The organism is Bradyrhizobium agreste, from assembly GCF_016031625.1.
In the GTDB taxonomy this organism is placed as follows: Bacteria; Pseudomonadota; Alphaproteobacteria; order Rhizobiales; family Xanthobacteraceae; genus Bradyrhizobium; species Bradyrhizobium agreste.
The window spans coordinates 187,446-209,825 of the sequence record NZ_JACCHP010000010.1 but is presented as its reverse complement, the minus strand read 5'-3'; the positions used below and the strand labels follow the sequence as shown (position 1 = coordinate 209,825).

Below are 22,380 nucleotides of genomic sequence, written 5' to 3'. Positions count from 1 at the left end.
CCGTGCATGAAAGATCAGGGTACCGGGCCGCGTGCCCGACCGGATACAAGGTGATGCGGTCCTGCCGCATTGTCGTTCACGGCCCAGGCCTCGCATCACGTCCCGCCTGCCAGCGCCGATGCGCATGTTGCGAACGCTCCATTGTGGCGCCGAGCTCGTCGCGGTCAAGGCCGCTAACGCGCCGCCTCCGGCGGTGGCCTGCGGCCAGTCTTGACCGTGCCTCGCCTCGGCGCCCAAGACCGCCGCCAACAAACAATGCTCTCTTGACAACTCACTCCCCATACAAGGATGAGGCTAATCGACGTCAGCGCCCTTTGAAACTCCAGCCACGCACTCGATCCTCATCCTGAGGAGCCCGCCCAAGCGGGCGTCTCGAAGGATGGCCGCAGGGCGAATAGCTCTCAAATGCCCGATAGCCCAGCGGTTTCCTCCTCAATATCGCGGGTCGTAGACCCTTAACGGTTGCGGCAAGGCGACCTTAACCAACTGGTCATAGACTTCCGCCCCTGACAACCAGCCGGACTCCTTCGCATGGCGGCCAATTCCAGATCGATCCGCTACAGCCTCGTCATCCCCGTGTTCAACGAGGAGGCCGTGCTGCCGGTGCTGTTGCGCCGGCTCGACCAGGTCATGTCCAAGCTCGACGGGCCGGCGGAAGCGATCTTCGTCGACGACGGCAGCAGCGATTCCAGCGCCATCGTGCTGCGTGCGCTCGCCGTTCGCGACACACGCTTTCGCTACATCGGCCTGTCGCGCAATTTCGGCCATCAGATCGCCATCACCGCCGGCATGGACGCCGCGCAAGGCGACGCCATCATCGTCATGGATGCCGACTTGCAGGATCCGCCCGAAGTGATCGAGCAATTGATCGCGAAGTGGAAGGACGGCAACGATATCGTTCACGCCCGCCGCCTGTCGCGCGAGGGCGAAAGCCGCTTCAAGCGCGCGACCGCGCATCTGTTCTACCGGCTGCTCGGCAGGATGTCCTCCGTCGGCATCCCCGCCGATGTCGGCGACTTCCGCCTGATCGATCGCAAGGTGCTCGACGCGCTCAAGCAGATGCCGGAACAGGATCGCTTCGTGCGCGGCATGATCGCCTGGCTCGGCTTCCGCCAGGCCGAGGTCGCCTTCCACCGCCTGGAGCGCGCCGCGGGCGAAACCAAATACCCGCTGTTCAAGATGGTCCGCCTCGCGGTGAACGCCGCGCTCGGCTTTTCCGATCTGCCGTTGCGGCTCGCCATCTGGTGCGGACTGACGGTCTCCGGACTTGCGCTGCTCTACGGCGGCTGGGTGGTCGTGTTGTGGCTCAGCAAGGACAGCCATCTCGTCACCGGCTGGTCCTCGACGATCGTCGTCGTGTCGCTGCTGTGCGGCATCAACATGCTGATGACCGGCATCGTCGGACTTTATGTCGGTCGCATCCATGCCGAGGTGAAACGCCGCCCGCTCTACGTGGTGCAGGCACGCATCGGCTTCGATCGCGGCGAGACCGCAGCGACACAAGCGATCCACGCCGTCAATGAGTGACTTAAGCGCATGACTGAACTCTTCGACGGCTACCACGACAATTACCGCGAGGTGGTGCAATCCTCGATCGACTTCTCGGGTCTGCCGCACGATTTCTTCATGCGCGCGAAGGCCGATCTGCTGCGCGACCTGATCGCAGAGCGGCTGGACGCGGAGAGGCCCGACATGCTGGACGTCGGCTGCGGCGTCGGCAGTCTTCACCCGCTGCTGTACGGCATGGTCGGACGCCTGAGCGGCATCGACGTCTCGTCCGCCAGCCTGACGCAGGCGCGCGCGCACAACGCTGCGGTCGACTACCGGGAGTATGACGGCCGCAGGTTTCCGCACGCCGACGCCAGCTTCGACCTGGTCACCGCCATCTGCGTGATGCACCATATCGTACCGGCCGAATGGGCGCAGTTCATCGCCGAGATGCGGCGCGTGACGCGCCCCGGCGGGCTCGTCTGCGTGATCGAGCACAACCCGTACAATCCGCTGACGCGCCTGGCCGTTGCGCGCTGCGAGTTCGACCGGGACGCCGTGTTGCTCGGTGCCGGCACGGCCCGGAAGTTGATGGCGGCTGGCGGCCTGCGCGAGATCGGCGCGCGGCACTTCCTGCTGCTGCCCTGGGCCACCAAACCGGCGCGGCATCTCGAAAAGGCGCTGAGCGGTGTGTGGCTCGGCGGCCAATACGCCGCGTTCGGCACCGCTTGAATTTTGAATTATTGCGGCGCCGCCCGCCGCTTGTGCACGACCGCCACATCATCGCCGTAGACACGCTGCCACTCCGGCAGCCGGTCGAGCAACGCAACGGCCGGTGTGCCAGGCGCAAGCAGCGTCGCGCCGATCCTGTATTCGTCGAGCAGCTTGAGAAGATCTCCGAGGTCGACCAGCGCCAGCGCACGGTTGTAGCGGTCGATGAACGGCCCGCCGTAGAGCTCGCCGCGACCATCGATGAAGGTGGGAATGCCGGCAAAGATCAGATAGCCGCCGAAGGAATAATCGTTGAGCACGCGCTCCGCTTTGGCGAGGCCAGCCCGGGCGATGGCGGCCTCGGGCGTGATGATCGGCGCCGGCCGGATGTCGCGTGCCAGCGCCAGTCCGCTGATCGCGGCCAGGACACCGAATGCGGCGAGATGCAAGCCGCGGGAGGAGCCGTCGACCTCGCCTTCGCTCGGCCCGCCGAACGTGCGGCCCAGCGGGGCCGCGAGATAGAGCGGCGCCAGCATGGCCAGCAGATCCGCATTGCGCATCTGCGCCAGCGCGAAATGGAGCAGGCCGATCACCACGAGGGTCCGCACGACCGGCAGCGTCACGCCGCGCGAGAGCGCGAAGATGCTCCCCAGCAGCAGCAGCTCGAAGCCACTGATGCGGCTGAAATCCTGCGGCCGCCATTCCGCGATCCAGGCGAGCGCGGAGCCGAGGCCGAGCGTGGTCAGCGGCATCAGCAGCGGTTCCGGGCCGTGCGGCGTCAGGCAGGACGCCGCCAGCGCAAGCGCCGAGAACGGCAGCCATCGCAGCAGCACGCGTGGCCATTGGCTTCGCTGCTCGCGCAGCAGCGCCTCGAGCACCGCCGGGCCGATCAGCCCGAGCGCCAGCACCACGCTGCCGTGCAGATTGGTCCACAGCACCAGCAGCGGCAGGGCCCAATATGGCGGAGGCGTGCCGCGATCCATGCAGCGAACCAGCGCAGCCGCCCAGGTCACCATCAGCGGCAGCACGAGAACATGGGGCCGCGCCAGCATGTGCGGCGCCAGCAGGACGATGGCCGCGATAACCATCAGCAACGTCAGGGCCGGCGAAAGCTCCCGCAGCAGGAAGAACGTGAGCAGGCCAAAGGCGAGCGCTATCGCCGCAGCGGCGATGGCGACGACGCCCGGCCAGCCGGCCAGCGCGTAGACGGCGGCATAGATGACCTCGGACAACCATTCGAAGGTGATCCAGGGCGCGCCGTGCTTCGAGAACGAAAACGGGTCGGTCGTCGGCAGGGTGCCATGCGCGATGATCCAGCGCCCGACCTCGATGTGGGAATAGCTGTCGGGATCCCCGAGCAGCCGCGGCCCGATCGCCAGCAGCGCGGCATAGAGCAACAGCCCCACCGCCCAAGGGAGCGCTGCACGCGCCGAAAACGGTTGAACCGCGCTGTGGACGACCTGATCAGTCATGCGGCCAAAATAGGCCGCAAGCGTTAAGTTCTTCTTTAGGGTTTCGCGCATTTGCCCCAAGACAGGGCGGCGGCTCCGGATGATCTCGAGCGGGTCGAAGCCGTATCGAAACCCAGCTGAACAGGTCCGGCGCATGCGCCTTCAGATGCCCATCTCGGTTTGGGTTGTCGCCGGCGTGATCGCAGGCTGCGTTCACTTCTCGGTGCGGCCCGTCTTGGGAGCTGACGCGCCCGTTCAGTCATGCGGTATCATCCGATGGCCGACCAGGAAGGTGTCATGCTGCTTCGCAATTTCTTCATCGCACTTCTCATCACGGTCTCGGTTACGACGGCGCACGCAGCGCAATGGCTGAGCCTGCCGCCAACGCCAACCTTGCCCAAGGCGGCACAGAGCGGCCTTGCCCCCGTCAACGGCGTCAAGGTCTGGTACGCCGTGTTCGGCCGCGGCCAGCCCGTCCTGTTGCTGCATGGCGGCCTGGCCAACGCCAACTACTGGGGCCACCAGGTCCGCGCGCTGCAACGGCACTATCAGGTCATCGTCATGGAGAGCCGCGGTCATGGCCGCAGCAGCCGCAACCAGGAGCCCTATGGCTACGATCTGATGGCCTCGGACGTGGTCGCCCTGCTCGACCATCTCAAGATCAGGAAGGCGGCGATCGTCGGCTGGAGCGACGGTGCGATCATCGGTCTCGACGTTGCAATGAAGCATCCGGAGCGGGTGAGCAGGCTGTTCGCCTTCGCGGCGAACTCGGATCCGTCGGGCGTTGCGGACATCGCCTCGAGCGAGGTCTTCAACGCCTACATCGCGCGGGCGGGCGAAGAGTACAAGCGTCTGTCGCCGACGCCGACGCAGTACAAGAGCTTCGTCGACGAGATCACCAAGATGTGGGAGAGCCAGCCGAAATGGACGGCGTCAGATCTCGCGGCGATCAAGGTGCCGACCTGGATCGTGGATGGCGATCACGACGAGGCGATCAAGCGCGAGAACACCGAGTTCATGGCCGCGAACATTCCGGGCGCCGGCCTCTTGATCCAGCCGGAGGTCAGCCACTTCTCGTTCCTGCAGGACCCGGAGCAGTTCAGTCAGGATGTGCTGCGGTTTCTGCGGCGGCCGGATGCGACGCCGAAGTGAGATATCGTAGAGTCGGCAAAGCGACAGCGTGCCCACCACTTCTGTCGCGACAGCCGAGAGATGGTGGGCATGGCGCAAGGGCGCCTTTGCCCACCCGACGAAGCCGGTGCCAAACTATTGCGCGAACTGCATCCACATCATTGCGAGCGCAGCGAAGCAATCCATGGTCTTCCGCGGAGGCAGCCTGGATTGCTTCGCTGCGCTCGCAATGACGGAGTTTGTGGCTGCGGCGTGCGTCACTCTCGTGTCCCGAACGCGCCGCAACGCTCTTGGCGTTGCCGCGCAGAGCCGGGACCCAGAAGGCGACACGGTTCGATACCGAAACATGGGCCCCGGCTCTGCAGCGCACCGTCGAAGGGACGCTGCGCTGCGTCCGGGGCACCAGGTGAGTTCAAGCCAAGAAAAAACGCGGCGTTTCCGCCGCGTTTTTCGATGTCATCTGCTGCTCGATCAGGCCTGCGGCTGCGGCTCGAGGCCGGGATCCGGATCGGGACGCGGGCGCGGCTTGCCGGCCGGGGGCACGGCGGAGGCGCGCGGGGTGGTCGGCTCGAGCACGGACTCGCGGTTGGGCTTCTTGCCCTTGAGAAGGTCGACGATCTCCTCGCCGGTCAGCGTCTCGAACTCGAGCAGGCCCTTGGCCAGCGTCTCGAGATCGACGCGCTTCTCGGTGAGGATGCGGGTCGCTTCCTTGTAGCCTTCCTCGACCAGGCGCTTGATCTCGGAATCGATCTTCTGGACGGTGGCTTCGGAGGCGTTCTGCGTGCGCGACACCGACATGCCGAGGAAGACCTCGTCCTGGTTCTCGCCATAGGAGACGGTGCCGAGCTCTTCCGACAGGCCCCAGCGCGTCACCATCATGCGGGCAAGGCGCGTGGCCTGCTCGATGTCGGAGGCCGCGCCCGAGGTCACCTTCTCGCGGCCGAAGATCAGCTCTTCGGCGACGCGGCCGCCCATCATGATGGCAAGGCGCGAGGTCATCTGCTCCAGCGACATCGACAGCTTGTCGCGCTCCGGCAGCTGCATCACCATGCCGAGCGCACGGCCGCGCGGGATGATGGTCGCCTTGTGGATCGGATCGGTCGCGGGCACGTTGAGGCCGACGATGGCGTGGCCGCCCTCGTGATAGGCCGTCAGCAGCTTCTCTTCCTCGGTCATGACGAGCGACTTGCGCTCGGCGCCCATCATCACCTTGTCCTTGGCCTCCTCGAACTCGGCCTGCGTCACCATGCGCTTGTTGCGGCGGGCGGCGGTCAGCGCAGCCTCGTTGACGAGGTTCATCAGGTCGGCGCCGGAGAAGCCCGGGGTGCCGCGCGCGATGGTCTTGAGGTTGATATCGGGGGCCAGCGGCACCTTGCGGACGTGAACCTTCAGGATCTGCTCGCGGCCGACGACGTCGGGATTCGGCACCACGACCTGGCGGTCGAAGCGGCCCGGACGCAGCAGCGCGGGATCGAGCACGTCGGGGCGGTTGGTCGCGGCGATCAGGATCACGCCCTCGTTGGCCTCGAAGCCGTCCATCTCGACCAGCAGCTGGTTCAGCGTCTGCTCGCGCTCGTCATTGCCGCCGCCGAGGCCGGCGCCACGGTGACGACCGACGGCGTCGATTTCGTCGATGAAGATGATGCAGGGCGCGTTCTTCTTGGCCTGCTCGAACATGTCGCGGACTCGGGACGCGCCGACGCCGACGAACATCTCGACGAAGTCAGAACCGGAGATGGTGAAGAACGGCACGTTGGCTTCGCCCGCGACCGCGCGCGCGATCAGGGTCTTACCGGTGCCGGGAGGGCCGACCAGCAGCACGCCGCGCGGAATGCGGCCGCCGAGGCGCTGGAACTTGCCGGGGTCACGCAGGAATTCGACGATCTCCTGCAGGTCCTGCTTGGCTTCGTCGACGCCGGCGACGTCCTCGAAGGTGACGCGGCCATGGGCCTCCGTCAGCATCTTGGCCCGCGACTTGCCGAAGCCCATCGCCTTGCCGGCGCCGCCCTGCATCTGCCGCGACAGGAAGATCCAGACGCCGATCAGCGCGATGAAGGGCAGCCAGGAGACCAGCAGCGAGACGAACCACGGCACGTTGTCGCCGGGCGGCTTGGCGGTGATCTGCACCTTGCTGTCATAGAGGCGCTTCACCAGCGTCGGGTCGTTCGGCGCATAAGTCTGGAAGCTGGAGCCGTTGGTGAAGGTGCCGTGGATGTCCGGCCCCTGGATCACGACGTCGCGCACATTGCCGCGGTCAACTTCGCTCAAGAGCTGCGAGAAGGCGATGTCCTGCGAGGAGGCCCGCTGACCCGGATTCTGGAAGAGCGTGAACAACGCCAACAGCAGCAAAACAATGATGACCCAGAGGGCGAAATTGCGCAGATTGGCGTTCATCGATCTTCCTTCGTGGTCGCGCGGATCGCGGCCCTGATCCTTGGGTCGTTACTTTCCGTCAATGCGAGGAAATCCCCAAGGAATCCTCATCGTTAGACGCATACAATTTAGGTGCCGCCCCGGTCGCTGCCAAGGGAACGAGATGGGACTATTTATCCCATCTTACCGCGATTCCCGCTGAAATCATGGCGCCCAGACCGGGGTTTTTCCTGCCTGGTTAAGGTGGCCTGACGGCGCGGACGCGAATTGACCGGTGTCATGATCCGCTCTCTTCGCGCTCATCTGCCCTTGCGCCGCCGGGCCGGCGCCGGCGCGATCTGGATACGCCCACCGGCGAGGCTGATCAAGGCTCCCGCGAGGGTCTGCTTCAGGACCGGCCGGCCATCTGCGGCTGCGAGGGGGCTGGCGATCGCCCGATCAAGCATGGACATCAGGGTTTCGACCTTGCCGAGTTCCGCCGGCCCTTCATGGCCGAGCGCGTTGATGGCCCGCAGCAAGAGCCGCAGCCGCACCTCCTCCGGCAGGGCGGCAAAGGCCGAGGCCTCGAAGCTGCGGACGCCCGCCTGCGGCGCATCGCCGCGATCCCGCAGGCGGAGGAAGCGCTCGGCGCCGTCGGCGAGCACCTCGACCGCCGCATTGGCCCGCGCCAGCCTTGCCGCGAGCCGCGCCAGATTTCTGGCGTCGCCGCCCTCGGCCGCGAGGAGCGGCAGCAGCGCGCGCAGCCGCGGCCGGGTGAAGGCGGTGTCCCGGTTGGTTGGGTCCTCGGCAAAGCCGATCCTCGCCCGCCGCAAGGTCGCGATCAGCTGCGATTTCGGAACATCGAGCAACGGACGCGCCAGCACGATTCCGTCGCGCTCGGTGAAAGGAGCCATGGCCGCGAGCCCGGCAAGTCCGCTGCCGCGGAACAGGCGCATCAACAGGGTCTCGGCCTGGTCATCGCGGGTATGAGCCGTCAGCACATGGCTCGCGCCGGCGGCACGTGCGGCCTGCGCGAGCAGCCGATACCGGGCCTCGCGCGCGGCGGCAGGCAACCCCGTCTTCGGCTTTGCGCCGCGCCAGCGCAGGGTCCGGTGCGGCAATCCGAGCGCGGCGGCGAGCCGCTTGACCTCGCGCGCCTCGCTCGCGGCCTCCGGGCGCAGGCCGTGATCGACGGTGACGACAGTGAGTTGCGGGCCGCGCGCAAGGCTGCGCTGCCAGCGCGCCGCGAGCCACATCAGCGCAACCGAGTCGGGCCCGCCGGAGACCGCGAGCACCAGGGCCGGCGCATCTCTCAGGCCCGCGAAGAGCCGCCTCGCCTCGCGCGCCGAGATCGGTGAATTGTCGTCGTCTGACATGACGCTGCAATCGTCCGCGGGAATGGACCGAGTGTTTAGCGCAACGCCATCCGCTTTGTCAGCGGATCAGCACTTCACCCGCTTCTGCTCGCGATCGACCGCGGCTTTGACGCTCGCCGAGGCGCGGGGATATTTGCGGCCGATCTCGCCGAAGGCGGCGCAGGCGGCCTCCTTCTCCTTCAGCGCGGCGAGCGACTGGCCGAGCCGCAGCAGCGCATCCGGGGCCTTGGCCGATTTCTCGTATTTGGTGGTGACGGCGAGGAAGGCTTCGGCGGAATCGCGATATTGCTGGCGCTGGAAATAGCTCTCGCCGAGCCAGTACTGCGCGTCGCCGACCAGCGGGTCGCTCGGAAATTTCTGCGTGAAGTTCTTCATGGTCTGCTCGGCGAGCGCGTAGTCCTTGCGCTGCATGTAGCCGATGCCGAGATCGAACTCGTCGCGCGGCGTCGCCGACGGCGGCAGGGTGGCCAAACCAGCGCCACCGGCCGGTGCGGGATAACCCGATTGTGCCGGCGGATAGCCGGGCTGCGCGGCCGGCGGCACACCTTGCTGGTAGCGGGGGGTGGTGTTGGCGAGATCGAGCGGCTCGCCCGCATTGCGGCCGCCGCCAGGCGTGACCGCCGGCATCGGTTGCTGCCCGCCGCCGAGCGCACGCGGCGCACCGGGCGCATTCGGGTTCTGGTTCGGGTCGAAGGCATCGCCGCGGCGGCGCGTGCCGGGTGCGCCGGGCGCCGGCTGCTCCTGAACGATCGGCGCGGGCGCGGCGATCTGCGGCTGCTCGTAAGCAGGCTGCGCGGCTTGCTGTTGCGGCGGCTGGCGATAGCCGGGCGCGACCTGATTTGGGGCAACCTGACTTGGTGCAACCTGACCTGGGGCAACCTGACCTGGGGCAATCTGGCTCGGTGCGATCTGCGCGGGCGGCATCGCCGCGACGTTGGGTGCCTGCCCGGGCGCGGCTTGCGCGCCGCCCTCGAGCGCGCGCAGGCGCTCCTCGAGCTGGCGGTTGCGATATTGCAGCTCCTCGTTCTGGCCGGTGAGCTGGCGCAGCCGGTTCTCCAGCCGCTCGATCCGGATTTCCGGGTCGACATCATCCGATTGCCCGAAACCGGATTGCGCAAGTGCGGGCGAGCACAAAGAGAGCAGCGCGGCGGTCGCCACGGTGCCGGTAAAAACCTTAAATCTGGATAACATCTTGCCCTGACGACGAAAGCGAAATGGCCTGCGACGGAACCCTCGACGCGCCACACATTGAAGTGGAGTACGCCAAAAATGTGACTGATACCAAGGGGTTTTCAGTCACAGAATGCGGAAACGAAACCGGCGCCCGAGAGGGCGCCGGCATCATCCAATTGCAAAGCTGAACGGGGCCTGACTGACGCCAGGGACCTGACTGATGGTCAGGGACCTGATCGATCGTCAGGAGCTCGCGTTCAGGACAGTGACGGCGCGGCGGTTCTGCGACCAGCAGGAGATGTCATTACAGACGGCGACCGGCCGTTCCTTGCCGTAGGAGATCGTGCGCATGCGATTCGGGTCGATGCCGCGCGAGGCGAGGAACGAACGCACCGACTGGGCACGGCGGGCGCCGAGCGCGATGTTGTATTCGCGGGTGCCGCGCTCATCGGCGTGACCTTCGATGGTGAAGGAGTAGCGCGGATAGGTCTGCAGCCACTGCGCCTGCTTCTCCAGGGTCACGATCGCCTGCGGGGTCAGATCGGTCTGGTCGCTTTCGAAGAACACGCGGTCGCCGACGTTGACGACGAAGTCCTGCTGGCTGCCCGGCGTCGCCGCATTGGCCATCGCATCCGTCGCAGCATTCTTGTTGGCGCAGGCGCCCATCGACAGTGCGACGGCGAGCACCGCGACCAGCTTCAATCCCTGGAGGATACGCATAGGATGTCTCATTCCGGAGCCTCCACGCTCACGTTAGTCCACTGCTGTCCGGTCTACAGGGGGTTGGTTAAGCGAACGTTCCGTCAACCTTGACGGAACCTTGCCACAGCCGGTCAAATGCCCCCAACCAGCGAAAAGCAACCGGCATGGTTAATGGGTTGTAAATGTGGCGCGAGGGTGAAGGCAAGCCGCTCCAGCGGGCAAAAACGCCGACTTTGCTGAAATCTTGAGCCCTGCCGATCGCGGCCGCCTACCGACGAGACCGCTCGCCCGTCAGGCCACGGTGACCGCCGGATCAGGACTCAACGGTGCCGAAGCGAATACCTGTCGGGACAGGGGCTCACCGGCACGATTGAACAGCATCCTGCGCTCAAAGGCGCTCGAGCGCATGATGGGAAAGCGCGTCAAGACCCGATCCCGGAGCTTTGCGAAATCGGAAGCCATCAAGACCACCTTCCGCGAATGCCAGCCGGGAAACGGACGCGGCTCGGTAAGGGTCTCATGAAGAAAGACGCGGCGATAGAACGCCTGGTGATCGGTACGCACCATCGCAAGTCCGAGATCGGCATTGAAATGATCGCAGGCCAGATAGGCCAGACGCAACGTCAGATAGGGCAGTTCATGAAACCGCTGGCTCTTGTCGGGATCCGCGGCAAAGCGCGCCGGATCGACCAAGACTTGGCCCCGATCGAGCCGAGGATGAACGACGTCACCGAACAGCTCCGTCGTGTAGGACATCCGCCGCTCCGACGTCAGAACGTGGAGGCGAAGAGAGCTGCAGAGTTCTCCGTCGAGATATATTCCGAAGATCCAGGCGTTGGGCGCGTCATCGTAAGTGTCGACGATCCGCTGAGACGCCGACGGCGAGATCAATCCGCCATGCAGATAGGCCCGGTAGCGCATCGCGTAAATCGCATCTCGCTCCTCGGCAGTCTCGACCAGGCGATAGTCGACGCGCTCAAACAGCCCTGCCCCACGCATTTCGAGCGGCGCTCGCGGCTCGGCTCGTGACTTCATCTGATACTCCCGCCACTCCAGCAACTTCTGCGAGCGCCGTCGAAGATTAATGACTCCTTAATAAAATTGCAAAGGCTTAGAATCATTAGGGTTAAGGATCAGGCCCGCAAGAATCCGGGGTGCGCGAAGGCACCGAACGGGTGAAGCTAGGCGAATGACCGCGAGGAAATCGCGACGACCTGGTCGTCGGGCATGCGACGGCCGTACGAGGCGTTGAGCAATTGGCGGACTCGTACTGCGGGGACGGGCCGGCTGAACAGATAGCCCTGCCCTTCAGTGACCGTGCCGTCGGCGCTGATCAGCTCGAGCTGCTCGTTGGTCTCGATCCCTTCCACCACGACGGACATGCCGAGGTCCGCGGACAGTCGCGCCACGCCGCGCAGCAGCGTCAGCGGCCGGTCGGCATCGATGCCTTCGAGGAACGAGCGATCGATCTTCACCTTCTGCATCGGGAAATTGTGCAGGTAGCTGAGGCTGGAATAGCCGGTGCCGAAATCGTCGAGCGAGATGCGCACGCCGAGCGCGTGCAATTGCGACAGGATGTCGTGGGTGAGCTGGGTATTGCGCAGCAAAGACGACTCGGTGATCTCGATCTCCAGACGATGCGCCGGCAGGCCCGACACTTCGAGCGCGTAGCGGATTTCGCTCAGGACGTCGCGCTGGTGGAATTGTTGCGGCGAGAAATTGACGGCGACGCTGACACCCTCCGGCCACTTCATGCATTCCATGCAGGCACGGCGCAGGATCCAGCGGCCGAGATCGACGATCAGGCCCATGTCCTCGGCAACGGGGATGATATCGATCGGCGACACCGTGCCGCGCACCGGATGGTTCCAGCGCAGCAGCGCCTCACAGGCGGTGATCTTGCCGGACTTCAGATTGACCAGCGGCTGGTAGAACAGCTCGAACTCCTCGTTGGCGAGCGCCTTGCGCAGGTCGAGCTCGAGCGTGCGGCGCGCCTCGACGATCGCCGCCATCTCGTCGCGGAAGAAGCAATAGGTTCCGCGCCCATCGGCCTTGGCGCGGTACAGCGCCATGTCGGCGTTCTTGAGCAGCGTATCGGCGCTGGCCCCCTCCGGCGAGGTCAGCGCGATGCCGACGCTGGCGCCGATCTCGACCAGATGGTTGTCGATGCGGTAGCGCTCGCTCAGTCGCTCGACGATGCGGCGGGCAAGGCTCGCTGCGTCCTCGGGCGAGGCGAGATTCTGCTGGAACACGACGAATTCGTCGCCACCGAAACGCGCCACGAAATCCTCGGGCCGCAGCATCTCGCGCAGGCGATTGGCGACCGCGCAGAGGAGCTGGTCGCCGCAGGGATGTCCGAGCGTGTCATTGACCTGCTTGAACTCGTCGAGATCGATGAACAGGAGAGCCGACAGGCGATCGGCATAGCGCGAGGCCGCCAGCAGCCGCTCGATCTCGTTGCGGAAATGCACGCGATTCGGGAGCGCCGTCAGCTCGTCGTAGCGGGCGAGATGGGTGATCTTGGCCTCGGCATTGCGCCGCTCGGTAATGTCTTCGAGCAGCACGACTGCACCGCCGTCAGCCATCGGCTGCACCGTCCAGGACAATGACCGGTTTCTCTCCACGTCAGGATCGTCGGTGACAATCTCCCTCGCGTGCGAACTCTCGATCTCGGCCAGAATCAACTCGCCGCTCGCAGCTGAAATGGAGCCGCAATTGACGCACGCGGCCATGATATCGGCAGCGCTCGCGCCATTGCGGACGAGATCCTCGGGCAGGTTCAGCATCCGGCTGAACCGATGGTTCATCACCGCGAGTTGCCTGTCGACGCGGAACATGCACAGGCCGTGCGGCATGTTGTTCAGAGCGGTGTCGAACTGGCCGGCGAGCGCCGCCTCGCGCTCGCGAGCCACGACCGCCCGCATGAATATTCTGTGCAGATTGGCCGAGAGCTGCATGATGGCTAGCAGGAACGCGGCGCTCACGACCGACATCGCGATGTAGTAGGCCGTGCCATGCCAAGCCAGTGCAAGGACTGCCGGACCGAACATCAGGGCAGCTTGCAGGTGGTATATCGATGGCCGTCCGTAAGCTCGTCCCGCACCTCCGCCCACGATTCCAGTGGTGATGGAGAGGGCGATCATGTGAACGACGGCGTCGTCAGTGCTGACCAGAGCCAGGGAGCACCACGCGCCGATCGCTGCTGCCTGGATCAATGCACCGATCAGGTAGCGCTTCTGCCAAAGCGCGGCTTCTTCGGGGGTCAGGCTGGCCTTGCGCGGCAGGAAGCGCTGCAAATCGAACAGGCGGATCGCGCCGGCCAGAATGATGAACCCAACCGTTGCCCAGGTCAGAACCTGTCCGGTCCTCAGCGCCGTAATGGCCGCCCCGATGGCCACGAAGACGATGCCTGCAAGCAGTGGACCAGGCGCTTCGAACAGCGAATCGATCAGCGCGGCCGAAACTTTCGGCGCGGCCTGTCCTCGATCGGGCTCTCCGCTCTGGCTTGCAAGCTTCATATGGGTTTGTACGCGCGTCCTGTTCGAGGCGTAGTCTTACCCAGTCGAGATGAAGCCTTTCTGAGGGAACATCCTTAAGGTCGAGTTGTTTTTCAGGCGCGGCGAACCAATTTGCGCTTAGATATCAAAGAGGTAGGCAAGCTCTGCCGAGTACAAGGTGAAGGAAGTATTGCCTTGTGCACACAACCTCGAAAAATCGGCGCGCTTTTTCGAAAACATCGCGCGTCTGAACGCGCGATGTTTCAGCTGCGATATCGTCAGCCCGACGTCGAGGACAACAGCGGCGACCATGCCGGGTCCGAGGCAAAGCCCGGCGTCGGCACCTTCAATTCGTTGCGGCCGGAGATGTCGACCGAGTACAGCGACGGCCCGGCATTGCCGCCGGGATCGCGGAAGAACATCAGCACGCGGCCGTTCGGCGAGAAGGTCGGGCCTTCGTTGTGGAAGCCGGAGGTGAGCAGCCGCTCGCCGGAGCCGTCCGGCTTCATGACGCCGATCGCAAACTGGCCGCCACCCTGCCGGGTGAAGGCGATGTAATCGCCCTTCGGCGACCACACCGGCGTCGAATAGCTGGCGTTGGTGTCGTCCTTGGAGAAGGAGATGCGCTGCGCCTGTCCCCCGCCCGCACTCATCACGTAGATCTGCGACCTGCCGCCGCGATCGGACTCGAAGCAGATGCGGCTGCCGTCGGGCGAATAGGACGGCGAGGTGTCGATCGCCGGCGTGTCGGTGAGACGCGTGGTCGAACGCGAGCGCAGATCCATCACGAACAGGTTGGAATTGCCGCCCTGCTGCAGGCTCATGATGACGCGCTGGCCGTCCGGCGAGAAGCGCGGCGCAAAGGTCATGCCGGGGAAATTGCCGACGATCTCGCGCTGGCCGGTCTCGATATTGTAGAGATAGACCTTCGGATCGCCCTGGCCGAACTCCATGTAGGTGATCTCTTGCGAGTTCGGCGAGAAGCGCGGCGTCAGCACGAGGTCGGAGCCGCGGGTCAGATAGCGCACATTGGCGCCGTCCTGATCCATGATCGCGAGCCGCTTGACGCGGCGCTCCTTCGGCCCGGTCTCGTCCACGAACACGACGCGGCTGTCGAAATAACCCTTCTCGCCGGTCATGCGCTCGTAGATCTGGTCAGAGATGATGTGGGCGATACGGCGCCAATATTCCGGCGAGGTGAAATATTGCTGGCCGGCGAGCTGCTGGCCGGAGATGACGTCCCACAAACGGAATTCGGCCTTGAGGCGGCCGTCCGGCTGCCGCGTCATGCGGCCGGTGACGAGGGCCTGCGCGTTGAGGGTCTTCCAGTTCTGGAATTGCGGCGCGACGTCCATGTTGCTGATGCGCTCGATGAAGGCGGCCTGATCGATCGGCGCGAACAGGCCCGAACGCTTCAGATTGTTGGTGATGACCTGCGTGACGCCGTTGCCTACGTCGCCGTCGGAGGGCGAGCCCGGCAGGAAATTGGTGATCGCGATCGGGATCGGCTGGAATGCCGTGGGATCGATGCGTAGGCGCCCCTCCTGCCCTTGAGCGAAGGCGCGTCCACTCCCGAGCATCGCGAGCGTCGATCCGGTCAGGGTCATGAAGCGGCGGCGGTTCATCGATCGGACGTCATTCATCGCAAAATTCTTTTGTTCGGATGTCACAACATATCTTTCAGGCCGAAAGTCATCGGAATGAGCTTCCAGCTCTCGTACTGCTGCTTCGGCATGAAGGAATAGACCTGGCACTGCACGATGGCACGCTTGGCGCTCTCCGCCACGGCCTGTGCGATCGACCGCGACGGTCCACGCACTGCGACGACGATCGGCTCGGAGGCGAGCGAACCGTCGATCTTCATGGGAATGTCGATGTCAGCCTCGTACTGATCGGCATCCTGCCCGTTATAGGTGGGGGTGAAGCAGCGCTTGACGGCGCCCTGGAATGCACCGCGCCAGGTCGCAACGTTGTTGGCGGCCGTCCCGGTTGCCGCTCCCAGCGAGGCCGATGCGTTCAGCGTCGAGCCGGCGAGCTCGTGCCGGGTCGCGGCGCGCTTGTCGAGGTCGCGCTGGATCTGCGCGGGATCGAAGGTGCGCTCCTTCGGCTTCGGCTGCTGCTGCGGCTGCACCGCCGCGACCTTCTGCTCCACGGGCTTGGGCGGCGGCTTCTTGGTTTCGAGCTTCTTCTGCAGCTCGGCGATCGGATCTTCCTTGGCCGGATCAGGCTTCTTCTCCTGCGGCTTCGGCTCTTCCTTCGGCTTGGCTTCGGCCACGGGTTTGGGCGGCTCGGGCTTTTTCTCCACCGGCTTCTCGACGGGTTTCGGCGGCGGCTCCGGCTGGGAGTTGGTCTTGATCAGCTCTTTCTTCTCGGTGACCTTGCCGACGGCGTCTTCCTCGGGCTTGGCTTCCGCGATCTTCTCGACCTTGGGCTTCGGCTCTTCCTTCTTGCCGGTCTTCTGCCCCGCCATCATCCTGGCGAGCTGGTCGGTGGTGATGATGTCGACCGGAAGCGACTCCTCCGGCGCGACATAGGCCTTGCTGCTGAAGGTGACGAGCCCCCATCCCAGCACGAGGACATGCAGGGCAATCGACGCAACGAGTGTCTTGTCGACGTTCACCTTCACGGCCTCAAGACCCCTGATCCGCTTCCGTGACGAGGGCCAGCTTCTTGAATCCGGCGCCCGAGAGCTGGCCCATCACCTTGGCCACGGTGCCGTAATCCGCCTTCTTGTCGGCGCGCAGATAGATGCGCTCCTCGAGGCCGCCACGCGCTTCGGTGATCGCCTTCAGCTTCGGGATCAGCTCGTTCAGCGCAATCTCGGCGTCGTTGATGAACACCTTGCCCTTGATGTCGACCGACATCTGGATCGGCTTCTGGTCGTTGTTTTCGAGGCTCTTGGCCTGGGTCTGGGGCAGGTCGAGCGGCACGCCGACCGTCAACATCGGTGCCGACACCATGAAGATGATGAGCAGCACCAGCATGACGTCGACCATGGGCGTGACGTTGATCTCGGCCACGACCGGCTTGCGCCGGCCGCGGCGCCCGCCGCCGCCGGACGAACTCGCAACGTTCATGGCCATGATCGCGTGCCCAAATTGCCCTTCACAGTAGAGCCAATTCCGTTCCGATGAAATCGGAACGGGGCTCTAGATTCTTGCCTTGACGCGTTTTCTTTACGCGAACCGGTATCCACTTCGCTCGAAAACGCTCCATACATGCCGTCCGTCAGCCCCGCTCGTCGATCTGACGGGACAAGATGGCTGAAAATTCATCAGCAAAGCCCTCGAGCCGCTGGGCCTGCCGGTTCACCTCGGAGGTGAACTTATTGTAGAAAATAGTGGCAGGAATGGCGGCGATAAGGCCGATGGCGGTCGCAAACAGCGCCTCAGCGATACCGGGGGCGACCACCGCCAGAGAGGTATTTTTCGACGCCGCGATCGACTGAAAGCTCGACATGATGCCCCAGACCGTGCCGAACAGGCCGACGAAGGGGCCGGCGGAGCCGACGGTCGCGAGCACCAAAAGGCGCCGTTCCAGCCGCTCGACCTCGCGCGCGATCGAGACGTTCATCACCTTGTCGATGCGCATCTGCAGGCCTGCAACCGAGCGGGCATGGCTCTCGAACGAGCGCTTCCACTCGCGCATCGCCGCCACGAAGCAGGCCGCCATCGAATGCGTCGGCTTGGCCGAAAGCGTGCGATAGAGCTCCTCGATCGACTCGCCGGACCAGAACGCCTGCTCGAAACGGTCCATGGAGCGGCGGGTGCGGGCGTAAAGAAAGATCTTGTCGATGGCGATCGCCCAGACCCAGACCGAGCAGGCCAGAAGCCCCAGCATCACCGCCTTCACGATCCAGTGAGCCTGCCAGAACAGCGCGATCAGCGACACGTCGGCGGAGGCAGCAACCGGAAGGGCTGACTGAGCCAATTCGGCCGGATTCATAAATAGTATCCTCTCAAGGCGATCGTTACCTGATGTCCTTCGGCCAGCAAACGCGGCCGGTGTTCCCCAACAGCCGCGCTGGACCCGCGCGGCGGGCAAGCCCGCTCAAAGCCTTGTCTTTCTGGGGTGCAGGGCTCGTCCAATAGCTCATCCAAAGCCGGCCGCCTGCATTCCCCGCCAAGATGTCAAAACTAAGGGCCTTCTGCCCCGGGCCTTGACGTCGGGCTCCGGGCACGCCTGTCCCGCCTTACCAGAGCCCGCCGTTGGTTAATGCGGGGTTACCGGCGGCGCATTTGGCTGCAGGAAACCCAGGCAGTGCAGGGAGATGGCCTGGTCCCGGACCAGGGGTGCGGCCCGAGGAACCTGCTCTCGCGCCAAAAATTGTCCGGAAAATCACTCTCAGCGAGGTCCTGCCATGTCAATCAACCCCAAGACGACCGCCGCGGTCGGCGATCACCCGCTCCACCCCATGCTGATCCCCTTCCCCGTCGCCTTCCTGGTCGGCGCCCCCATCGCCGATCTCGCCTTCATCGGAACCGGCGACGGTTTCTGGGCACGCGCCGCGATGTGGCTGATCGGCGCCGGCATCGTCATGGCGCTGGTTGCCGCGGCGGCCGGCTTCACCGACTTCTTCAGCGAGCCGCGCATCCGCCGCCTGAATGATGCCTGGTACCACATGGTCGGCAATCTCACGGCGGTGGTGCTGGCCCTGGTCAATTTCTATATCCGCTACGCCCAAGGCGCGGAGGCGGCGATCAAGCCCTGGGGCGTCGTGCTGTCCCTGGTCGTGGTCGGCATCCTCCTGTTCACGGGATGGAAGGGCTGGGAGATGGTCTATCGCCACCACGTCGCGGTGCTGGATGCGCCGGGCCAGACCAGCTCGGAGCCGGTGAACCCGCATCATGGCGGCGAAAGCCGCCGCCGCGCCGCCTAAGCCGGGAACCTCAGGCGGCCGATGCCGCCTCGGGGCAGTTGGTCAGCCGCGCCGGATTGCCGACCGCCGTGCAGCCGGCGGGGATGTCCCGCGTCACGACGGTGCCGGCGCCGATCTTGGCGAGATCGCCGATGCTGATATCGCCGAGGATGCTTGCGCCCGCGCCGATGAAGACGCCGCGGCCGATGCGCGGCGAGCGCGCCGGCAATTCGCTGCTGCGACCGATGCTGACGCTCTGGAGAATGGTGACGTCGTCGCCGATGACGACGTTGGCGCCGATCACGATGCCGGTGGCGTGGTCGAGATAGACGGCGGAGCCGATGCTGGCTGCCGGATGAATGCTGACCTGGAGCAGATTCGAGGCCTCGTTCTGAAACAGCAGCGCGGCGTCGCGATGATGGTGGCGCCAGAGCCAGTTCGAGACGCGCCAGGCTTGCAGCGCGAGGTACCCTTTGTAATGCAGCAGCGGCGGCAGCAGGCCGGCGACGACGGGATCGCGGCGCGCGATGGCCAAGAGGTCCCGGCTGGCGGCCTCGATCAGGTCCGGCTCGCCGCCAAACGCGTCGCGAGCAAAGCACGTGAAGCGCGCGCGTTCGGCGGCGTTGCTGCCGAGCCGCTGCCCGATCAGATCGGCGAGGGCCGCGGCGAAATCATCATGGGCGAGAACGGCGCCAGCAACGGCCTTGCCGAAAACAGGATCGGCCTTGGCCGTGCGCTGAGCCTCGCTGCGAAGCTTCCGCCAAAGGCTGTCGCTCGCCATGATCGCAGCCTCAGACATTGTCGCCTCCGGTATTCTGGCGCGTCCTACTCAGGTACCGAATATAGGACGTGGGTGGCCCCCGCGCTACGGCGCACGCGTGCCCCCCAAGCGACATGCCGCAGCTCCCCGTGAGGCTACGAGCTTGCATGCCAGACACCCGCCACCCTATAGTTCGTTTGCTATTCGGCCGACGCTGCGTTGGCCCGAGATGTACACGCAGAGCATCTCAAGTCCCCTCCCCCGCGGTGGTCCGCCAGCCGCGGGTTTTTCGTACCGGCGTCCTGCGCGGCCGATGCGAATACCCGATCCCCCTCACCCAAGGTCACGCCAAGACATGTCGCCCAACGCGCCCGCCGACGACCACCATGACGACGTCATGTACCCCTCCGTCGTGCCATTCCTGCTGGTCCATCTCGGCTGCTTCGCGGCCGTCTGGTCAGGCATTACCTGGGAGGCCGTCGCGATCTGCGGTGCACTCTATATCGTACGCATGTTTGGAATCGGAGCAGGCTACCACCGCTATTTCTCGCATAAGGCTTTTGCGACCGGCCGGGTGTTTCAGTTCATCCTGGCCTGTCTCGCGCAGAGCAGCGCACAGAAGAGCGTTCTGTGGTGGGCGGCCAAACATCGGCATCATCATCTCCATTCGGATACCGAATTGGATGTGCACTCACCGCGCCAACGCGGCTTTCTGTACAGCCATGTCGGCTGGATTTTCTACCGGCAGCACGACGCGACCGACCTCGTGAAAGTCGGCGATCTCACGGTCTATCCGGAGCTGATGTGGCTGCATCGGCTGGAGCTCCTGCCGGCCGTTGTGCTTGCAGTGCTCTGCTTCCTGGCTACGGGGTGGTCGGGTCTGGTCGTCGGCTTCCTGTGGAGCACGGTGCTGGTCTATCACGCGACCTTCTGCATCAACTCCCTCGCTCATGTGCATGGCCGCAAGCGCTACGTGACGGGCGACGATTCCCGCAACAACTGGGTGCTGGCGTTACTCACCCTTGGAGAGGGCTGGCATAACAATCACCACGCCTACCAGAGCAGCGTGCGACAAGGCTTTCGCTGGTGGGAAGTCGACATGACCTATGGCGTCCTGAAGGTCCTGTCCTGGTTCGGCATCGTCTGGAACATGAAAGCGCCACCCGAACTGGTGCTGCGCAACGAGCAGCAGCTCGGCGCACGGGTCATCAATCGGGCGGCCCGCCAGCTTGCCGGACGGTTCGACGCTCACGCGCTGGCGCACGCGATCTCGTCGGCGCTGCACAGGGCCGACCTGGCCCAGTTGCAACTGCCGACGTTGCACGACATCCTCAATCGCGCGCATGAAGGTGTCGACGCGCTGACGCATCTGCAGCTGCCGAAGATCCCGACCCGCGACGAGTTTCTCACCGAGGCCAGGGCGATGTTCGCGCGAACGCGATCGCTTAACGAGATCGTGGACCACGCCTACGAGCACTTCTTGACGTCGGTCCGCGTGCAGCTCGTCACGGTGCGCTGAACTTTTCGGCGCCACTGATGCCGCCGGGACGCGTCCCCTCGCGCGCCCGGCCCGACTGCGCGCGCCTGCGCAGGCTGAGCGCATAAAGCCAGCCGCCCGCCGCCACGAGGGCCGGCAGGACATAGAGCGCGAAATCGCGAAGCGGGATCATGGGGCAAGATCCGCTGTCGCAAACTTGACGGCGCGGCGCAGCGCGAACGCGGCGAGCTGATAGAGGACGCAGCTGAGAAAGACTTTCCAGGCATTGGTGGTCACGAGGTCCTGGTAGGACTTGATCTCCGTCGGCCAATGGTTGAGGAACGCGATCGCGAGCGGCACCGAGACGCCGAAGCGATCGAACAGCACAGATGCGCGCTCGAGAAGCGCGAGCCGCCGGCTGATCTCTTTGCGTTCGGCGCTGGTCATGTTCGGCCCTGTTGGCGCGCGGGAAGTGTGCTGTCAGGGCTTGGTCGGGCCAGGCGCGGATCCGGTTCTACCGACCCTGCACATATGCGTGATCAACGCCACAGAGCACGCGCCCGCCGGCACAGAGGCGAAATGGCAGTCGGGATCCGCTGCGCAGCCGCCATAGACGAAGCCGGTATAGCCCAGCACCGCGAAGGCGGTGATGCCAAGCAGCAGGCGGGTGATGAAGTCCATGATGCGGCTCATCCGGACATGAGCAGCGCTGCGGACTGAAATGGCGCGCGCACGTCTCGGTGTCGGATTGTCGGCAGTTGGTTCTCGTCTCCCAAAACCAAACCGCCCGCCTGCGGGTTGCGCAGGCGGGCGGCTCGGGGCCATCAGGACTTTGGGGGCATGCGCCTGAAGGCTTTGAGAGGTGTAATTCTTCGGATCAACCCTGCTGCTGGTCGTTCGGCGGCGGGGTCGGACGGGTCCTGTGCTGCGCCATGAACTGGTCGAACTCTTCCTTGTCCTTGGCGTGACGCAGACGGGTCAGGAAATCCTTGAACTCGCGCTGCTCTTCCTCGAGCCGCTGCAGCGTCTCGGCGCGATATTCGTCGAAGGCGCGGTTGCCGGAGGACGGCGGGCCGAAGCCAAAGCCGAAGCCGCGGCGCTCCATGCGGTCGCGCATGCGGTCCATCTTGTACTGCATCTTTTCCATCTTGTTCTGCCAGCGATCCTGGTGGCTCCAGCACGACATTCTTCTGCTCCCGAGTGTGAAAAATAGAAGGGCAAGTCCGATCGGCCACCAGATGATGAAGCCGAGAATGGTCACGGCGATCCAGCCGGGATGCCAAGGCGTATCGAGCATGCGGGGCCGCTCGTACTGTTGGTATTGGTCCGAGGGGCCGCGCCAGCGATTGACGTCAGCGGTGTAGGCCATTTCCCATCTCCATCACGGCACCAGCGCCGTTGTGA

General features: G+C 64.9%; 21 protein-coding genes. 5 read left to right on the top strand and 16 right to left on the bottom strand.

Features of this window, described 5'->3' with window-relative positions; translation table 11 throughout:
- Positions 1-531: 531 nt before the first annotated feature.
- Both HZZ13_RS17025 and HZZ13_RS17020 read left to right on the top strand, forming a co-directional pair.
- The gene (locus tag HZZ13_RS17025) at positions 532-1,527 is read left to right on the top strand and encodes a glycosyltransferase family 2 protein (protein ID WP_197960694.1); all 996 of its coding nucleotides are present in this window, start codon (positions 532-534) and stop codon (positions 1,525-1,527) included.
- A gap of 9 nt (positions 1,528-1,536) precedes the next feature.
- Complete coding sequence (locus HZZ13_RS17020) at positions 1,537-2,220, top strand: class I SAM-dependent methyltransferase (RefSeq protein ID WP_197960693.1); 684 nt, start codon at positions 1,537-1,539, stop codon at positions 2,218-2,220.
- A gap of 8 nt (positions 2,221-2,228) precedes the next feature.
- Here HZZ13_RS17020 and HZZ13_RS17015 read toward each other — a convergent pair whose 3' ends face one another.
- Positions 2,229-3,722 carry a hypothetical protein gene (locus HZZ13_RS17015; RefSeq protein ID WP_246504456.1) on the bottom strand — a complete coding sequence of 498 codons (1,494 nt, stop codon included), beginning with the start codon at positions 3,720-3,722 and terminating at the stop codon, positions 2,229-2,231.
- A gap of 225 nt (positions 3,723-3,947) precedes the next feature.
- Between HZZ13_RS17015 and HZZ13_RS17010 the strand changes: the two genes are divergently transcribed.
- Positions 3,948-4,802, top strand: coding sequence for an alpha/beta fold hydrolase (locus tag HZZ13_RS17010; RefSeq protein WP_197960692.1), 855 nt, complete (start codon positions 3,948-3,950; stop codon positions 4,800-4,802).
- A 450-nt stretch (positions 4,803-5,252) separates the two neighbouring features.
- On the opposite strand, the gene ftsH is transcribed toward HZZ13_RS17010, so the two are convergent.
- From ftsH to tolQ, 10 genes are all read right to left on the bottom strand, one after another.
- Entirely contained in the window at positions 5,253-7,175 is a 1,923-nt protein-coding gene (gene ftsH, locus HZZ13_RS17005) for an ATP-dependent zinc metalloprotease FtsH (RefSeq protein WP_197960691.1), read from the bottom strand.
- A gap of 278 nt (positions 7,176-7,453) precedes the next feature.
- The gene (gene tilS / locus HZZ13_RS17000) at positions 7,454-8,509 is read right to left on the bottom strand and encodes a tRNA lysidine(34) synthetase TilS (protein WP_197960690.1); all 1,056 of its coding nucleotides are present in this window, start codon (positions 8,507-8,509) and stop codon (positions 7,454-7,456) included.
- A 66-nt stretch (positions 8,510-8,575) separates the two neighbouring features.
- Complete coding sequence (gene ybgF / locus HZZ13_RS16995) at positions 8,576-9,700, bottom strand: tol-pal system protein YbgF (protein WP_197960689.1); 1,125 nt, start codon at positions 9,698-9,700, stop codon at positions 8,576-8,578.
- A 225-nt stretch (positions 9,701-9,925) separates the two neighbouring features.
- On the bottom strand, positions 9,926-10,414 hold the full coding sequence (pal, locus tag HZZ13_RS16990; protein ID WP_197960688.1) for a peptidoglycan-associated lipoprotein Pal: 489 nt from the start codon (positions 10,412-10,414) through the stop codon (positions 9,926-9,928).
- A gap of 261 nt (positions 10,415-10,675) precedes the next feature.
- On the bottom strand, positions 10,676-11,419 hold the full coding sequence (locus HZZ13_RS16985; protein ID WP_197960687.1) for an N-acyl amino acid synthase FeeM domain-containing protein: 744 nt from the start codon (positions 11,417-11,419) through the stop codon (positions 10,676-10,678).
- 146 nt (positions 11,420-11,565) lie between these two features.
- Positions 11,566-13,902, bottom strand: a complete 2,337-nt coding sequence (locus HZZ13_RS16980) for a putative bifunctional diguanylate cyclase/phosphodiesterase (RefSeq protein WP_197960686.1) — start codon at positions 13,900-13,902, stop codon at positions 11,566-11,568.
- Between the two features lie 257 nt (positions 13,903-14,159).
- Positions 14,160-15,506 carry a Tol-Pal system beta propeller repeat protein TolB gene (gene tolB, locus HZZ13_RS16975; RefSeq protein ID WP_197960703.1) on the bottom strand — a complete coding sequence of 449 codons (1,347 nt, stop codon included), beginning with the start codon at positions 15,504-15,506 and terminating at the stop codon, positions 14,160-14,162.
- Positions 15,507-15,547: 41 nt separating this feature from the next.
- Positions 15,548-16,507, bottom strand: a complete 960-nt coding sequence (gene tolA, locus HZZ13_RS16970; protein ID WP_197960685.1) for a cell envelope integrity protein TolA — start codon at positions 16,505-16,507, stop codon at positions 15,548-15,550.
- Positions 16,508-16,511: 4 nt separating this feature from the next.
- Positions 16,512-16,964, bottom strand: coding sequence for a protein TolR (gene tolR / locus HZZ13_RS16965; RefSeq protein ID WP_197960684.1), 453 nt, complete (start codon positions 16,962-16,964; stop codon positions 16,512-16,514).
- Positions 16,965-17,109: 145 nt separating this feature from the next.
- Positions 17,110-17,826, bottom strand: a complete 717-nt coding sequence (gene tolQ / locus HZZ13_RS16960; RefSeq protein WP_197960702.1) for a protein TolQ — start codon at positions 17,824-17,826, stop codon at positions 17,110-17,112.
- 415 nt (positions 17,827-18,241) lie between these two features.
- Here tolQ and HZZ13_RS16955 point away from each other — a divergent pair, with 415 nt between their 5' ends.
- Entirely contained in the window at positions 18,242-18,760 is a 519-nt protein-coding gene (locus HZZ13_RS16955; protein ID WP_197960683.1) for a DUF2231 domain-containing protein, read from the top strand.
- A gap of 10 nt (positions 18,761-18,770) precedes the next feature.
- On the opposite strand, the gene HZZ13_RS16950 is transcribed toward HZZ13_RS16955, so the two are convergent.
- Complete coding sequence (locus HZZ13_RS16950) at positions 18,771-19,538, bottom strand: serine acetyltransferase domain-containing protein (RefSeq protein WP_197960682.1); 768 nt, start codon at positions 19,536-19,538, stop codon at positions 18,771-18,773.
- 316 nt (positions 19,539-19,854) lie between these two features.
- Between HZZ13_RS16950 and HZZ13_RS16945 the strand changes: the two genes are divergently transcribed.
- Positions 19,855-21,018, top strand: a complete 1,164-nt coding sequence (locus HZZ13_RS16945) for an acyl-CoA desaturase (RefSeq protein WP_197960681.1) — start codon at positions 19,855-19,857, stop codon at positions 21,016-21,018.
- On the opposite strand, the gene HZZ13_RS16940 is transcribed toward HZZ13_RS16945, so the two are convergent.
- The 4 genes from HZZ13_RS16940 to HZZ13_RS16925 all read right to left on the bottom strand — a co-directional run bounded on the left by HZZ13_RS16940 (position 21,005) and on the right by HZZ13_RS16925 (position 22,345).
- The gene (locus HZZ13_RS16940; RefSeq protein ID WP_197960707.1) at positions 21,005-21,169 is read right to left on the bottom strand and encodes a hypothetical protein; all 165 of its coding nucleotides are present in this window, start codon (positions 21,167-21,169) and stop codon (positions 21,005-21,007) included. The genes HZZ13_RS16945 and HZZ13_RS16940 overlap by 14 nt on opposite strands.
- Positions 21,166-21,423, bottom strand: a complete 258-nt coding sequence (locus HZZ13_RS16935; protein ID WP_197960680.1) for a hypothetical protein — start codon at positions 21,421-21,423, stop codon at positions 21,166-21,168. The genes HZZ13_RS16940 and HZZ13_RS16935 overlap by 4 nt, the downstream gene beginning before the upstream one ends.
- Positions 21,424-21,456: 33 nt before the next feature.
- Positions 21,457-21,657: a hypothetical protein gene (locus HZZ13_RS16930; RefSeq protein ID WP_197960706.1), complete on the bottom strand. Its 201-nt coding sequence runs from the start codon at positions 21,655-21,657 to the stop codon at positions 21,457-21,459.
- Between the two features lie 196 nt (positions 21,658-21,853).
- Entirely contained in the window at positions 21,854-22,345 is a 492-nt protein-coding gene (locus HZZ13_RS16925) for a DUF2852 domain-containing protein (protein ID WP_197960679.1), read from the bottom strand.
- Positions 22,346-22,380: the final 35 nt, after the last annotated feature.

Coding starts and splice junctions, on each gene's coding strand:
- HZZ13_RS17025 (WP_197960694.1), top strand. CDS start 532: ATGGCGGCCAATTCCAGATCGATCCGCTACAGCCTCGTCATCCCCGTG.
- HZZ13_RS17020 (WP_197960693.1), top strand. CDS start 1,537: ATGACTGAACTCTTCGACGGCTACCACGACAATTACCGCGAGGTGGTG.
- HZZ13_RS17015 (WP_246504456.1), bottom strand. CDS start 3,722: ATGCGCGAAACCCTAAAGAAGAACTTAACGCTTGCGGCCTATTTTGGC.
- HZZ13_RS17010 (WP_197960692.1), top strand. CDS start 3,948: ATGCTGCTTCGCAATTTCTTCATCGCACTTCTCATCACGGTCTCGGTT.
- ftsH (WP_197960691.1), bottom strand. CDS start 7,175: ATGAACGCCAATCTGCGCAATTTCGCCCTCTGGGTCATCATTGTTTTG.
- tilS (WP_197960690.1), bottom strand. CDS start 8,509: ATGTCAGACGACGACAATTCACCGATCTCGGCGCGCGAGGCGAGGCGG.
- ybgF (WP_197960689.1), bottom strand. CDS start 9,700: ATGTTATCCAGATTTAAGGTTTTTACCGGCACCGTGGCGACCGCCGCG.
- pal (WP_197960688.1), bottom strand. CDS start 10,414: ATGAGACATCCTATGCGTATCCTCCAGGGATTGAAGCTGGTCGCGGTG.
- HZZ13_RS16985 (WP_197960687.1), bottom strand. CDS start 11,419: ATGAAGTCACGAGCCGAGCCGCGAGCGCCGCTCGAAATGCGTGGGGCA.
- HZZ13_RS16980 (WP_197960686.1), bottom strand. CDS start 13,902: ATGAAGCTTGCAAGCCAGAGCGGAGAGCCCGATCGAGGACAGGCCGCG.
- tolB (WP_197960703.1), bottom strand. CDS start 15,506: ATGAACCGCCGCCGCTTCATGACCCTGACCGGATCGACGCTCGCGATG.
- tolR (WP_197960684.1), bottom strand. CDS start 16,964: ATGGCCATGAACGTTGCGAGTTCGTCCGGCGGCGGCGGGCGCCGCGGC.
- tolQ (WP_197960702.1), bottom strand. CDS start 17,826: ATGAATCCGGCCGAATTGGCTCAGTCAGCCCTTCCGGTTGCTGCCTCC.
- HZZ13_RS16955 (WP_197960683.1), top strand. CDS start 18,242: ATGTCAATCAACCCCAAGACGACCGCCGCGGTCGGCGATCACCCGCTC.
- HZZ13_RS16950 (WP_197960682.1), bottom strand. CDS start 19,538: ATGTCTGAGGCTGCGATCATGGCGAGCGACAGCCTTTGGCGGAAGCTT.
- HZZ13_RS16945 (WP_197960681.1), top strand. CDS start 19,855: ATGTCGCCCAACGCGCCCGCCGACGACCACCATGACGACGTCATGTAC.
- HZZ13_RS16940 (WP_197960707.1), bottom strand. CDS start 21,169: ATGATCCCGCTTCGCGATTTCGCGCTCTATGTCCTGCCGGCCCTCGTG.
- HZZ13_RS16935 (WP_197960680.1), bottom strand. CDS start 21,423: ATGACCAGCGCCGAACGCAAAGAGATCAGCCGGCGGCTCGCGCTTCTC.
- HZZ13_RS16930 (WP_197960706.1), bottom strand. CDS start 21,657: ATGGACTTCATCACCCGCCTGCTGCTTGGCATCACCGCCTTCGCGGTG.
- HZZ13_RS16925 (WP_197960679.1), bottom strand. CDS start 22,345: ATGGCCTACACCGCTGACGTCAATCGCTGGCGCGGCCCCTCGGACCAA.